Genomic DNA, 13,834 nt, shown 5'->3' with positions numbered 1-13,834 from the left:
TTTCGTGCGCATCATGCCACTGGCAAAAACAAAGTCAATCCACTGATTTAGCCGCCTCGCACAATATGTTCCCTGTCGATTTAAAAAACTTATCCTGCTAATGCCACGCCTGCTATAGATATTAATTATGTGCCTGTTTTTATTTATTAATGGGCAAAATTAAAACAAAACGACAGTCGAAAAATTTCATGATCGAAAAAAGAAAAGCCGGGCACTCAGGCCCGGCTTGATATAACGAAATGCAACATTAACTGGCGATAGCCATACCAACGGTCATATGCAACCCATAGAACACGCCGCGACCAATCAGTTCACCCGCCAGGACCAGCACAAAGGCCAGTGACAGCAGCGGCAGCGCAGGCTGATAGCCTTTGAGCTGAGGAGCAATCCAGAATACCAGCGCAGCGACCAGCAGAACGATACGCCAGGCCATCAGCGCACCGTAGTCCGGCACCAGGGCAGAGGCCTGCTGGATAGAGCTGTGAATGGTTGCCAGTTCAGAACCCTGCATCAGGGCGACCATCGCACTCACTACCAGCGCCAGAAGCGAAACAGCGGGCAGTAAACGCATTGCCCACCCGTCTACGCCCGCCACGCGCAGCAGCAGGTAGCCCAGCAGCGGCCCGCCGATAAACATAGTCAGGAAGAAGCTCATTGGCGTCCAGACGCTGTACCAGGTGGGGACGGTATCGATGGTGTTATAGACGCGCACCATCATCCACACGAACACCACGCCCAGCACCATGGTCACGATTAACCACAGGCTGCGCAGACCCGCTGGCAATTTCTTCAAAGCGGCCAGCAGCCAGCCCAGACCACCGACGGCAAAGAAAATTGCCCCGCTGGCAATCTCGTTACTGAGGGATGAGGCCCCCACGCGGTTCAGAGAGTTAAACGCGCGCATCGGCGAACCCAGGTGTAGCGTAGAGGCGATAAAGCCAATCCCCATAAGCACCCACAGGCCAAACATGCTCAACACCAGACGCTGCTGCTGTTCGGCATTGAGGTTCCCTTTCAACAACGCCAGCGCGAGCACAATGAAGCCGCCCGCCACGCACTGACCAAAGACCGTGAAGATCATCAGCGGCCATTCATGCCATCCACTTCCCATCTCACACCTCCTTCGGGTTTGCCAGGTAGCCGGTGGTGTCACCAGTAGGACGGCTGTTGGCGTTAGGTTTAATCACAATGCTCGGCTTCGTGAAGTGCGCAGACGGCAGCGGTGCCACGGCGGCAAGCTGACCGTGTTTCTGACGCAGCTCTTCAATGGGACCGAAGTCCAGCGCGCGCAGCGGGCAGGACTCGACGCAAATCGGCTTTTTGCCATCCGCTACGCGGGTGTGGCAACCGTCGCATTTGGTCATGTGGCCTTTAGCGGCATTGTACTGCGGTGCGCCGTACGGACAGGCCATATGGCAGTAGCGACAGCCGATGCAGACATCTTCATCCACCACCACAAAACCGTCTTCGCGCTTGTGCATTGCCCCGCTCGGACAGACCTTGGTACAGGCCGGATCTTCACAGTGGTTGCAGGCAATCGACAGGTAATAGGCAAAGACGTTCTGATGCCAGACGCCGTTATCTTCCTGCCAGTCGCCCCCGGCGTATTCGTAGATGCGGCGGAAGCTGACGTCAGGAGTCAGGTCTTTGTAATCTTTACAGGCCAGCTCGCAGGTTTTGCACCCGGTGCAACGGCTGGAATCGATAAAAAATCCATACTGGGTTGTCATCGGCTACTCCTTAAACCTTTTCAACCTGGACAAGGTTTGTGTGGGATGGGTTGCCCTTCGCCAGCGGCGACGGACGCTGCGTGGTCAGCACGTTAATACTGCCCGCCTGGTCGATGCGGTTGGCATCAGGGCTGTACCAAGCCCCTTCCCCCAGCGCCACTACGCCTGGCATCATGCGCGGCGTCACTTTGGCTTCGATGTGGACCTCGCCGCGACCGTTGAAGATGCGCACGCGATCGCCATTGCTGATGCCGCGCGCTTTCGCGTCCATCGGGTTGATCCACATCTCCTGACGGCAGGCGGCTTTCAGCACGTCAACGTTACCGTAGGTAGAGTGAACACGCGCTTTGTAGTGGAAACCGGTCAGCTGCAGCGGGAATTTCGCCGTCAGCGGATCGTTATAGTTTTCAAAACCCGGCGTGTAGATCGGCAGCGGATCGATAACGTCCCCTTCCGGCAGCTCCCACGTCGACGCGATTTTTGCCAGCTCTTCGGAGTAGATTTCGATTTTGCCCGACGGCGTGGTCAGCGGGTTCGCCTGCGGATCTTCACGGAACGCTTTGTACGCCACGTGGTGCCCTTCCGGATCGCGCTGTTTGTACATACCCTGCTTGCGGAAGGTATCAAAGTCCGGCAGGTCAGGAATCGCCTTACGGGAGAGTTCATGCAGATGGCGCATCCACCCTTCCTGAGTGCGTCCCTCGGTAAACTGCTGCTCAACGCCAAGACGTTTCGCCAGCTCGGAGGTCATCTCATAGATGGTTTTGCACTCAAAGCGCGGTTTAATCGCCTGGTCGGTAAAGATCACGTAGGACATGTTGCCGCAGGAGGCGTCCAGCGCGAAATCCATCTGCTCAGAGGCGGTGCAGTCCGGCAGCAGGATATCGGCATATTTCGCCGAAGAGGTCATGTGGCAGTCGATCACCACAATCATCTCGCACTTCTTGTCATCCTGCAGGATCTCGTGGGTGCGGTTGATTTCTGAATGCTGGTTGATGAGGCAGTTACCGGCATAGTTCCAGATCATCTTGATCGGCACGTCCAGCTTGTCTTTACCGCGCACGCCGTCGCGCAGGGCAGTCATTTCCGGTCCACGTTCAATCGCATCGGTCCACATAAACATGGAGATACTGGTCTGAACCGGGTTATCCAGCGTCGGCATACGTTCGAACGGCACTTCATATGAACCTTCACGCGCGCCGGTGTTACCGCCGTGGATGCCGACGTTGCCGGTCAGAATGGAGAGCATGGAGATGGCGCGAGTCGCGATTTCGCCGTTCGCATGACGCTGCGGACCCCAACCCTGGCTGATGTAGGCCGGTTTGGCCGAGCCAATCTCACGCGCCAGCTGAACGATACGCTCGGCCGGAATACCGGTGATGGTAGATGCCCACTGCGGCGTTTTCGCCACGCCGTCACTGCCCTGCCCGAGAATATAGGCTTTGTAATGACCGTTAGCAGGCGCGCTGGCCGGCAGGGTTTTCTCGTCATAGCCGACGCAGTATTTATCCAGGAAAGGCTGATCGACGAGGTTTTCTGTGATCATTACCCACGCAAGCGCGGAGACCAGCGCCGCATCGGTACCCGGACGGATGGGGATCCACTCGTCTTCACGTCCGGCACCGGTGTCGGTATAGCGAGGATCGATGATGATCATGCGGGCATTGGATTTGGCGCGGGCCTGTTCGAGGTAGTAAGTTACCCCACCGCCGCTCATGCGGGTTTCACCCGGGTTGTTACCGAACAGCACGACCAGCTTACTGCTTTCAATATCGGACGGGCTGTTGCCATCAGCCCAGCCGCCGTAGGTGTAGTTCAGTCCTGCTGCGATCTGCGCAGAGGAATAGTCGCCGTAGTGATTGAGATAACCGCCGCAGCAGTTCATCAGGCGTGCCACCAGCGTTTTACCCGGTGGCCAGGAGCGGGTCAGCGTGCCGCCAAGCGTCCCGGTACCGTAGTTCAGGTAGATGGATTCGTTGCCGTACTCTTTAATCAAACGCTGCATGTTGGTGGCAATGATGTCGTAGGCTTCATCCCAGCTAATCCGCTCGAACTTCCCTTCCCCACGCTTACCGACGCGCTTCATCGGATATTTCAGGCGGTCCGGATTATACACGCGACGACGCATGGAGCGACCACGCAGGCAGGCACGGACCTGATGTAACCCTTCGTAGTTATCGTCCCCGGTATTGTCGGTTTCGACATATTTAATTTCGCCGTCCACCACGTGCATACGCAGCGGACAACGGCTACCGCAGTTAACGGTACAGGCACTCCACACCACTTTTTCCGGAGCTGAGGCTGGGGATAATGCATCCGCCGCTGAGGCCAGTCGGGTAAAAGGGAGCGTGAAAGCGCTGCTGGCTACGGCCAGGCCGCCTATTGCCGTGGTTTTCATCAACCCACGGCGAGTGACCTCGGCAGCCATTAATGCTTCAGGCGCGTTGATTTTCATAGAGACTCACTTTGGTTGCTCACAAAGAAAAGAGAGGCGGCACAAACCGCTATGTAGTTTTATATATAACGATTTTTTTCGTTATCAGATTTTTATTCTGACTTTCATTCGGAGGAGTATTACTACTTTAGAGGGAAGGGTTATTGCGTCGTATCAAATCAAAGGCATAAAAAAAGCGCCCTGAGGCGCTTTTTTGTTGTGAGGCAAAGAATTAGCCGATGTACTGCTGGCCTTTCATGTATGGACGCAGCACTTCAGGGATTTCAATACGACCGTCTGCCTGCTGATAGTTTTCAAGCACGGCAACCAGCGTACGACCCACAGCCAGACCAGAACCGTTCAGGGTATGCACCAGACGGGTTTTCTTGTCAGATTTGCTGCGGCAGCGAGCCTGCATGCGGCGCGCCTGGAAATCCCAGACGTTAGAGCAAGAGGAGATCTCGCGGTAAGTGTTCTGCGCAGGCACCCACACTTCCAGGTCGAAGGTTTTGCAGGCACCAAAGCCCATATCACCGGTGCACAGGGCCATACGACGGTACGGCAGACCCAGCAGCTCCAGCACTTTCTCCGCGTGGCCGGTCATCTCTTCCAGCGCGTCCATGGACTCTTCAGGACGAACGATCTGCACCATCTCAACTTTGTCGAACTGGTGCATACGGATCAGACCGCGCGTGTCGCGACCGTAAGAACCGGCTTCAGAACGGAAGCACGGTGAATGTGCCGTCAGCTTAATTGGCAGGTCGTCTTCATCGATGATCTCATCACGCACGAGGTTAGTCAGCGGCACTTCAGCAGTTGGGATCAGCGCGTAGTTGCTGCTGTCTGCTTCCTCGTCCAGCGGACGGGTATGGAACAGATCGCCGGCAAATTTCGGCAGCTGGCCCGTACCGTACAGCGTATCGTGGTTGACCAGATACGGCACGTAGGTTTCGCTGTAGCCATGCTGCTCGGTGTGCAGATCCAGCATGAACTGCGCCAGCGCACGGTGCAGATGGGCAATCTGGCCTTTCATCACCACGAAGCGAGAACCGGTCAGCTTAACCGCTGCCGCGAAGTCCAGGCCCGCGTGCATTTCGCCCAGCGTCACATGATCGCGCACTTCGAAGTCAAACTCACGAGGCGTGCCCCAGCGCTTCACTTCAACGTTATCGTTTTCATCTTTGCCAACAGGCACGCTGTCGTCAGGAATATTCGGGATAGCCAGGGCAATATCACGAATCTCGGCCTGAAGAACGTCCAGCTCAGCTTTCGCTTGATCCAGTTCTTCACCCAGCTTGTTCACTTCCAGGCGTAATGGCTCAATATCTTCCCCGCGCGCTTTCGCCTGGCCGATGGATTTCGATCGAGAATTACGCTCTGCCTGCAGATTTTCAGTTTGTACCTGCAGAACTTTACGACGCTCTTCGAGAGCGCGCAGCTTATCTACATCCAGCTTAAAGCCCCGGCGTGCCAGTTTTTCAGCGACTGCGTCTGGCTCATTACGCAGCAGATTGGGATCGAGCATGCTTATCCTGTGCTTATCGAATTAAAATAGGAAAATGTGGCCACAGCCTGCGGCCACAAGGATACATTGCCAACATTACCGCAACGATTGAACTAACGGTAGCGTTTTATAGGGCTATTTTGATCCTGTCCGGCGAGCCAGGTGAGCTTTTCACCAATCTTGCCTTCAAGACCTCTGTTTGTGGGGTGATAATAGCGCGTTTGTGCCATCTCCTGCGGGAAATATTCCTCCCCGGCGGCGTAGGCATTGGGTTCGTCGTGAGCGTAGCGATACTCCTGCCCATACCCCATCTCTTTCATCAGTTTGGTCGGCGCGTTACGCAGATGAACCGGCACATCGTAGTCCGGACGTTCGCGCGCGTCGGACATCGCCGCTTTGAAGGCGGTATAAACCGCATTGCTTTTCGGCGCACAGGCCAGATAAACAATCGCCTGCGCAATGGCACGTTCGCCTTCCGCAGGTCCAACGCGAGTGAAACAGTCCCAGGCCGAGAGCGCAACCTGCATAGCGCGAGGATCGGCATTGCCGACATCTTCTGACGCAATCGCCAGGCAGCGACGCGCGACATATAACGGATCGCCGCCCGCAGTGATAATGCGCGCGTACCAGTAAAGCGCCGCATCCGGCGCGCTGCCGCGCACGGACTTATGCAGCGCCGAGATCAGGTCGTAAAAACGGTCGCCTTTATTATCGAACCGCGCGCTGCGCTCCCCGGCAATTTCGGTGAGCAGTTCCGGCTTCAGCACACGCTTCCCGGCATCGTCGAGTTCGGCCATATCGGCCATCATTTCCAGCGTGTTCAGCGCCCGACGCGCATCGCCGTTAACCAGTTCGGCAATCGCACGACGCGTGTCGTCAGGCAGAACGATATCCTGCCCGCCGTAGCCGCGCGCTTTGTCCTCCATCGCCTGGGTGAGAACCTTTTCGATATCCTCAATGGTCAGCGATTTGAGCAGGTAAACGCGGGCGCGGGAAAGCAATGCTGAGTTGAGTTCAAACGACGGGTTTTCGGTGGTCGCTCCGATGAAGAAAATCGTGCCGTCTTCAATGTGCGGCAGGAACGCATCCTGCTGGCTTTTGTTGAAGCGGTGGACTTCGTCCACGAAGAGGATGGTGCGCCGCCCGGCATTGCGGTTCTGCCGCGCACGCTCGATCGCCTCACGGATCTCTTTCACGCCGGAGGTGACCGCCGAGATACGTTCAACGTCCGCGTTGGCATAGCGGGCGATCACTTCTGCAAGCGTGGTCTTGCCGGTGCCAGGGGGGCCCCAGAGGATCATGGAGTGAAGATGCCCGGCCTCAATGGCGCGCGGCAATGGCTTACCGGCAGCCAGCAGATGCTGCTGGCCGATGTACTGCGCTAAATTTTCTGGCCGCATACGGGCGGCCAGAGGTTGAAACGCGTTATCTGAAAAATCGAGCGACAGATTGCCCACTCATGCCTCTTACTTATTGCGTTGGTCGTCCACCGTTACGCCCTTCGGCGGGGTAAAGGTGAATTTCGATGCATCAACGGCGCCGTTCTGCTGAGACTTGAGCTGGTAGCTGCTGCGCTGATCGTCCTGCTCAACCGCGCCGAACTGATTAATGGTACCGTTGGTGCTTACGTTAATGGTGAACTGCTTCAGGTTGCCGTTGCTGCCTTTCGGCGTCAGGACAAACTCGTCACCCGTCTGTTTAATATTGTACTGCTGCCAGTCGCTGGACTGGTTACGAGCAATCAGCATAAACGGCGTATTGCTGGTAGCATCTTTCAGCCAGGTGGCCGTTGCCTGCTCAACGAACGGGTTGAAGAACCATAAGGTTTTGCCGTCAGACACCAGGATGCTCTCATCCGGCTGGGTCATATGCCAGTTGAACAGATTTGGGCGTTTTACCCACAAATCTCCCTGGCCTTCCTGTACCGCGTTGCCGCTGCCGTCCGTCACTTTTTGCGTGAAGCTGGCGTGGAAGCTGCTTACTTTATCCAGTCGGCTTTTAAGGTCGCTGGCCGCATCAGCCCAGACGCTGCTGGCGACAAAACTGGTGAGTAATGCACAGGCGATGGCGATTTTTTTCATTGTTATTCCTTAAAATACGTCTTCCCAATATGGGGTTTCCGTCTTCTATTCTGGACCTGCCCGAAGGCAGGCGACAGAAGAAAATGCTTAATTTTGGCTGATTTACCCTTCTTTGCAATCGCTGAAGGTTAATCAAACGGCGGCGGCGCCAGCACCTCGCGGTTACCGTTATGCCCCTGCTCGCTCACAATGCCCTGCGCTTCCATCTGCTCGATGATGCGCGCTGCGCGGTTATAGCCAATTCGGAACTGACGCTGCACGCCAGAGATGGACGCTTTGCGTTTTTCAGTAACGAAGTTAACCGCCTGATCGAATAACGGATCCAGCTCTTCGCCGCCGTCGAAGCCACCGCCGCCGCCTTCGCTTTCCGTATCGCTGGTAATACCGTCAACGTATTGCGGACGACCGCGCGCCTTCCAGTCCTGCACGACGGCGTGTACTTCCTCATCGCGGACGAACGCACCGTGGACACGCACCGGAGAGGTAGAGTTCGGGCCTGAATAGAGCATATCACCCATACCCAGCAGCGACTCTGCGCCGCCCTGGTCAAGAATGGTACGGGAGTCAATTTTACTGGATACGGTAAAGGCGATACGCGTCGGGATGTTCGCTTTGATAAGACCAGTGATAACGTCCACGGAAGGACGCTGGGTCGCGAGCACAAGGTGAATACCGGCCGCACGCGCTTTCTGCGCCAGACGGGCAATCAACTCTTCTACTTTCTTACCAACGGTCATCATCAGGTCAGCGAATTCATCGACCAGCACGACGATATAAGGCAGTTTTTCCAGCACCGGATGCTGGGCATCCATGCTGTCACCCGGCTTCCAGTACGGATCCGGGATCGGACGTCCCATGCGCACAGCCTGGGCGATTTTTTCGTTATAACCGGCCAGGTTACGCACGCCTAACGCAGACATCAGCTTGTAGCGGCGTTCCATCTCATTGACGCTCCAGCGCAGAGCGTTGGCGGCGTCTTTCATGTCGGTGACCACTTCGGTCAGCAGATGCGGGATGCCTTCGTAGACCGAAAGTTCGAGCATTTTCGGGTCGATCATGATGAAACGCACATCTTCCGGCTGCGCTTTATAGAGCATGCTGAGGATCATGGCGTTCACACCGACAGACTTACCGGAACCGGTAGTACCCGCTACCAGCAGGTGAGGCATTTTGGCAAGATCCGCAACGACCGGATCGCCCGCGATATCTTTACCCAGCACCACGGTCAGCGGAGAGGGGTTATCGCGGAATTTGGTGTTATCCAGCACTTCGCGCAGGTAGACGGTCTGACGTTTCTTGTTCGGCAGCTCAAGACCAACGTAAGGTTTACCCGGTATCACTTCCACCACACGCACCGCAACGGTCGACAGAGAACGCGCCAGGTCACGGGACAGGTTAGAAATACGCGCGGCTTTAACGCCGGGCGCCAGGTTCAGTTCAAACCGGGTGATCACTGGACCCGGCGAGTAGTTCACCACGTCCGCCTTGATGCGGAAGTCAGCCAGACGAGCTTCCACCAGACGCGCCATCTGCTCCAGCGCGAAGGTATCGACCGGCTCCACTTCTGACGGCGGCGGCGTTAACAGATCCAGAGACGGCAGCGGCGTGCTTGGACGCTGCAGCGGACGGCTGTCACCGTTACGCATCAGCAGCGGGTGAATCAGACTTTCCTGCGGCTGAGGCGCAGGCTGCTGGAACTGCGGCGGCTGTGGTGGCTGCTGAACAGATTGATGCGGCTGCGCATACGGCTGCTGAACAGGTTGTTGCGGCTGCGAGTAGGCCTGTGGTGCTGGCTGCTGGCGCACAGGCTCTGCTTCCGGCATCACGCTCGGGGTAAATAAAGGCTCGCTCGGGCCATCATCCACCAGATCTTTCATCGGCGAGAATTCAAAATCAGACAGCGAGAACGGATTTGCACCAGCCGGTTGTTCACCGGAATAGCGCTGCTGCTGGGTGGCGGCAAACTGGCGCGCTAATTCGGCTTCAGCCGCGTCCTCTTCGTCTTCCAGCACCGGTTCATCGTGCTGATATTCTTCACCGTAGCGTTGATTTTGCTGCGCGGCGAACTGACGGGCCAGCTCGTCCTGCTGCATTTCATCGGCGTCATCTTCGTACTCAGGCTCGCGCGCTTTCTCTTCCGCCATACGCTGGGAAGGCAGTTTGATGCCATAAGAGGCAAGCTCACGGCGGGTTGGAACGCGAACGCGATTAGGGCGAGGCAGTTGCGGACCAATCCCCTCCTTCACCTGAGGACGTGGCGCGCTCCCTGTTGCCAGGCTAAACACAGGTGCAGCCACGGCAGCAGCCGCGGTAGCCTGCTTAACGCTTTCTGCTACGGGTGCAACAGCAGGCATCGGGTCGACCGGTGGAACAGAAATAGAAGGCGCTTTCGTCACTGGCTCCTGCACCGGTTCAGGCACAGGCTGGTACCAGGCCGCCAGCTGTTCACGTTCACGCGCGCGACGCTCTTCAACTTCTTCAAAATAGTACATTGGTGGACGAGAGGGTTTTACCTCTTCCACGATTTCAGGTTCAGGCTGCGGCTCTACATAAGGCTGCACAGGTTCAACCGGTTCAGGCACATACTCCTGATAAGGTTGGGCCACAGGCTGTTCATAGTGCGGATAATCTTGCGGTTCATACGCAGGCTGCGGCGGCTGATAAGGCTGCTGCCACTGCTCCTGCTGCACAGGGATGTAGCTTTCAGGTTCAGGCGCGATAACCGGCTCCGGCGTGTGAACGCCCGGCGCAGTCTGCCAGTCAACCTGAGGCTGCTGAATAACGGATTCCGGCGGCGAAACCGGCGCGGATGGCGTCACGGCGTCGACAGGCGCGGCATACGCCTGCGCAGCGGTCGTCGCGGCTGCGGCGGCTGCAACCGGCTCGGTAACCGAATGGCCGTTTAACAGCGGATCGTATTCGTCGAAGTCACCCGGCGTGGCCCGGCTGCCGGAGAAGAGCACATCGTCAGGATCGACGGCGACACCTGCAGCGCGATACGCCACCTGCTCGTCTTCATCCATGCGTTTACCGGAGAAGAGCGCCGCATCGGTTTTTCGGCCCAGCGGGTTGGCAAATTTCTCCGCAACACGCTGGCGACGCGCCAGCGCGCCGCGCAGAATACGCGCACGACGAGACTCGCGACGCTGCACAGGCGCGTCGTCTTCCTCTTCATCTTCGTACTCGTCTTCATCAACCCACGTATCGTCACGGCGGGTACGGTTGCTGGCGAAGGTCAAAATGGTGAGGATAAAACTGCCAATTTTCTCGGCAATGCTCACCCAGGACCAGCCGGTAAACAGCGTCAGCCCGGCCGCCCAGATGCACAGTAGCGCCAGCGTGCCGCCGCTGCTGTGCAGCATCGGCTGCAGCGCAGAACTGAGTAAGCTGCCGATCACCCCGCCAGAGGCGAAGTACCAGATATCATCCGCATTTATCGCCGCTAGCCCGCACGAGGTGAGGATCAGCGCCAGTGCGCCAATCAGGCGCAGCGACACGGCAAAATAGTCGATGTAATCATCGTTCTGACGATGACGCCACGCAAACCAGCATCCGCCAATGATAATGACGGGAAGAGTGTAGGCCATCACACCGAAAATGAAGAACAGCGTGTCCGCAAGCCAGGCACCGGGGACACCGCCTAAATTATGGATAGGCTCATGCCATGCAGTTTGTGACCAGCTGGGATCTGAGGGGTTAAAACTGAGTAAGGCTGCCATCAGCCAGACGGCGAAAAGGGCAATAACAATCAGCAAAGCCTCGAGGAGACGACGTCCGCTGCTTAGCTTCGATAGTGTGACTTCTTTGTCTTCAGTGTATTCCTGGCTCAAAAAAGGCTCTCCAGGTATCAGGCATATCCTGCCTTTTTGCTAAAACGGACAACAGCGCCGGGACTCCCCGGCACTGTTGCTGTATGGATTAACAGGAGTGTAATCAAACTACGCTGATTTTGCACCTGTTCCGTGTTAGCGCGTCTTAATAACCAGACGATTGCTCTGTTTGACCTCTTCCATCACCACATAGGTACGGGTGTCGTTCACGCCTGGCAGACGCAGCAGGGTTTCACCCAGCAGCTTACGGTAGGCGGACATATCAGGCACACGGGTTTTCAACAGGTAGTCGAAATCACCGGACACCAGGTGACACTCTTGAATTTCTTCAAGTTTTTGTACAGCGGCGTTAAATTGCTCAAACACATCCGGCGCACCACGATTCAGAGTAATCTCAACAAATACCAGAAGTGAGGCATCCAGATAATGCGGGTTCAGCAGAGCAGTATAGCCCTGAATGAAACCCTGTCTTTCCAGTCGGCGCACACGCTCAAGGCACGGCGTCGGGGAAAGTCCCACACGTTTTGAAAGCTCGACGTTGGAAATACGCCCATCCTTTTGCAATTCATTAAGAATGTTACGATCGATACGGTCGAGATCTTTGCCAGGGCGCTTCTTGCTATCTACCATTATTATTGTCTCTCTGTATTCCTTCCCTACTCCTGCCTGGACCCTGTGCACATCACTGTTCAGAGCCTGTACCCGTTAGTCATCACATCGCCTGGTTTTGTATTAGACGCGATGCGGATTCGGGTTCTGTTGGTAAGAAGACCGTTGCCCGAAGGCAGTCACCGACATCACGTATGGCGTCTGTCCACGCCATGCGTAGATTTCACTGACCCGGTAAAAATGGCATTTACGTGCATGCCTATGCGGCATACGGTTAACGCGGTTTTTTTTCTTCCTTGAATGTTTTCGCAAAAGCGCAGGGGATTGTCAAAGCAAAACATCGTTTTTTAGTACAACATGCCGGATATTCATTACGGCAGGGTATTAATCCTCATTTTATTGCCTTACAAACGACCGGTTTTCAGGCGAAAACGTGATGTTATAGCGCGCCATTCATCGTCCGTGACTATTACACAGATTGATATCAAAATTGCTGCGCTCTTTTTTTACGACAACAAATTCCCTACAATCCAGCCAAATGTCTGCCAACAATAATGGGGATCTCATGGGCACGGCCAAACACAGTAAGCTGCTAATCCTTGGTTCTGGACCTGCGGGATATACCGCAGCGGTCTATGCTGCACGCGCTAACCTGCACCCGGTACTCATCACCGGTATGGAAAAAGGCGGTCAGCTGACCACCACCACCGAAGTGGAAAACTGGCCAGGGGACCCGAACGACCTGACCGGGCCGCTGCTGATGGAACGTATGCACGAGCATGCCGCTAAATTCGAAACCGAAATTCTGTTCGACCACATCAATAAGGTCGATCTGCAGAACCGTCCGTTTCGCCTGACAGGCGACAGCGGCGAATACACCTGTGACGCGCTGATCGTTGCCACCGGCGCCTCTGCCCGTTACCTCGGTCTGCCATCCGAAGAAGCGTTCAAAGGCCGCGGCGTCTCTGCCTGCGCAACCTGTGACGGTTTCTTCTACCGCAATCAGAAAGTCGCGGTTATCGGCGGCGGCAACACCGCAGTGGAAGAAGCGCTCTACCTGGCGAACATCGCCTCTGAAGTGCACCTGATCCACCGTCGCGAAACCTTCCGCGCGGAGAAGATCCTGATCAAGCGTCTGATGGATAAAGTGGCAAGCGGCAACATCGTGTTGCACACTAACCGTACCCTGGAAGAGGTGACGGGCGACCAGATGGGCGTTGCCGGTCTGCGTATCCGTGATACCCAGAACACCGATAACGTCGAAACGCTTGAAGTGGCGGGTCTGTTTGTGGCGATCGGTCACAGCCCGAACACCGCGATCTTCGACGGTCAGCTCGAGCTGGAAAACGGCTACATCAAAGTGCAGTCCGGCATTCACGGTAATGCGACCCAGACCAGCATCCCGGGCGTCTTCGCGGCTGGCGACGTGATGGACCATATTTATCGTCAGGCGATTACCTCTGCGGGCACCGGCTGTATGGCCGCGCTGGACGCTGAACGCTACCTCGATGGACTGGCTGAACAAGGTAAATAATCTTTACAAGTCAGTAACAAACGTAAATAAAGGCGGCGATAAGTCGCCTTTATTGTCTCCCCGTTGTAACATTGCGCTGCCCAACTTCTAATAACGTCACCTGCAAAGTACG

9 protein-coding genes are annotated in these 13,834 nt (G+C 56.1%); 1 reads left to right on the top strand and 8 read right to left on the bottom strand.

What is annotated here, in order from left to right; translation table 11 throughout:
- Nucleotides 1-247: 247 nt before the first annotated feature.
- From ACOTZB_RS08225 to lrp, 8 genes are all read right to left on the bottom strand, one after another.
- Nucleotides 248-1,111, bottom strand: a complete 864-nt coding sequence (locus ACOTZB_RS08225; protein WP_421626869.1) for a dimethyl sulfoxide reductase anchor subunit family protein — start codon at nucleotides 1,109-1,111, stop codon at nucleotides 248-250.
- A 1-nt stretch (nucleotide 1,112) separates the two neighbouring features.
- Nucleotides 1,113-1,730 carry a DMSO/selenate family reductase complex B subunit gene (locus ACOTZB_RS08220; RefSeq protein ID WP_021240882.1) on the bottom strand — a complete coding sequence of 206 codons (618 nt, stop codon included), beginning with the start codon at nucleotides 1,728-1,730 and terminating at the stop codon, nucleotides 1,113-1,115.
- A 10-nt stretch (nucleotides 1,731-1,740) separates the two neighbouring features.
- On the bottom strand, nucleotides 1,741-4,185 hold the full coding sequence (gene dmsA, locus ACOTZB_RS08215) for a dimethylsulfoxide reductase subunit A (RefSeq protein ID WP_421626868.1): 2,445 nt from the start codon (nucleotides 4,183-4,185) through the stop codon (nucleotides 1,741-1,743).
- Between the two features lie 211 nt (nucleotides 4,186-4,396).
- Nucleotides 4,397-5,689: a serine--tRNA ligase gene (gene serS / locus ACOTZB_RS08210; protein WP_008499983.1), complete on the bottom strand. Its 1,293-nt coding sequence runs from the start codon at nucleotides 5,687-5,689 to the stop codon at nucleotides 4,397-4,399.
- A 92-nt stretch (nucleotides 5,690-5,781) separates the two neighbouring features.
- Nucleotides 5,782-7,125: a replication-associated recombination protein RarA gene (rarA, locus tag ACOTZB_RS08205; RefSeq protein WP_421626867.1), complete on the bottom strand. Its 1,344-nt coding sequence runs from the start codon at nucleotides 7,123-7,125 to the stop codon at nucleotides 5,782-5,784.
- Nucleotides 7,126-7,134: 9 nt separating this feature from the next.
- Nucleotides 7,135-7,749 (bottom strand): outer membrane lipoprotein chaperone LolA, encoded by a 615-nt coding sequence (gene lolA / locus ACOTZB_RS08200; RefSeq protein ID WP_028019257.1) that lies wholly within the window; start codon nucleotides 7,747-7,749, stop codon nucleotides 7,135-7,137.
- A 128-nt stretch (nucleotides 7,750-7,877) separates the two neighbouring features.
- Nucleotides 7,878-11,579: a DNA translocase FtsK 4TM domain-containing protein gene (locus tag ACOTZB_RS08195; RefSeq protein ID WP_421626866.1), complete on the bottom strand. Its 3,702-nt coding sequence runs from the start codon at nucleotides 11,577-11,579 to the stop codon at nucleotides 7,878-7,880.
- Between the two features lie 135 nt (nucleotides 11,580-11,714).
- Nucleotides 11,715-12,209 carry a leucine-responsive transcriptional regulator Lrp gene (lrp, locus tag ACOTZB_RS08190; RefSeq protein WP_000228469.1) on the bottom strand — a complete coding sequence of 165 codons (495 nt, stop codon included), beginning with the start codon at nucleotides 12,207-12,209 and terminating at the stop codon, nucleotides 11,715-11,717.
- Nucleotides 12,210-12,753: 544 nt separating this feature from the next.
- On the opposite strand from lrp, the gene trxB reads away from it, so the two are divergent.
- The gene (trxB, locus tag ACOTZB_RS08185) at nucleotides 12,754-13,722 is read left to right on the top strand and encodes a thioredoxin-disulfide reductase (RefSeq protein WP_023616696.1); all 969 of its coding nucleotides are present in this window, start codon (nucleotides 12,754-12,756) and stop codon (nucleotides 13,720-13,722) included.
- The last annotated feature ends 112 nt before the right edge of the window (nucleotides 13,723-13,834 follow it).

The sequence above is a fragment of the Enterobacter cloacae complex sp. SHL020 genome, from assembly GCF_049236945.1.
Taxonomy (GTDB): Bacteria; Pseudomonadota; Gammaproteobacteria; order Enterobacterales; family Enterobacteriaceae; genus Enterobacter; species Enterobacter dykesii.
The sequence above is the reverse complement of the archived record's forward strand: the minus strand, read 5'-3'. Positions and strand labels throughout refer to the sequence as shown.

Bases quoted from the DNA above. Each gene is read 5' to 3' on its own strand.
- serS (WP_008499983.1), bottom strand. From the start codon at position 5,689: ATGCTCGATCCCAATCTGCTGCGTAATGAGCCAGACGCAGTCGCTGAA.
- ACOTZB_RS08220 (WP_021240882.1), bottom strand. From the start codon at position 1,730: ATGACAACCCAGTATGGATTTTTTATCGATTCCAGCCGTTGCACCGGG.
- dmsA (WP_421626868.1), bottom strand. From the start codon at position 4,185: ATGAAAATCAACGCGCCTGAAGCATTAATGGCTGCCGAGGTCACTCGC.
- ACOTZB_RS08225 (WP_421626869.1), bottom strand. From the start codon at position 1,111: ATGGGAAGTGGATGGCATGAATGGCCGCTGATGATCTTCACGGTCTTT.
- lolA (WP_028019257.1), bottom strand. From the start codon at position 7,749: ATGAAAAAAATCGCCATCGCCTGTGCATTACTCACCAGTTTTGTCGCC.
- lrp (WP_000228469.1), bottom strand. From the start codon at position 12,209: ATGGTAGATAGCAAGAAGCGCCCTGGCAAAGATCTCGACCGTATCGAT.
- trxB (WP_023616696.1), top strand. From the start codon at position 12,754: ATGGGCACGGCCAAACACAGTAAGCTGCTAATCCTTGGTTCTGGACCT.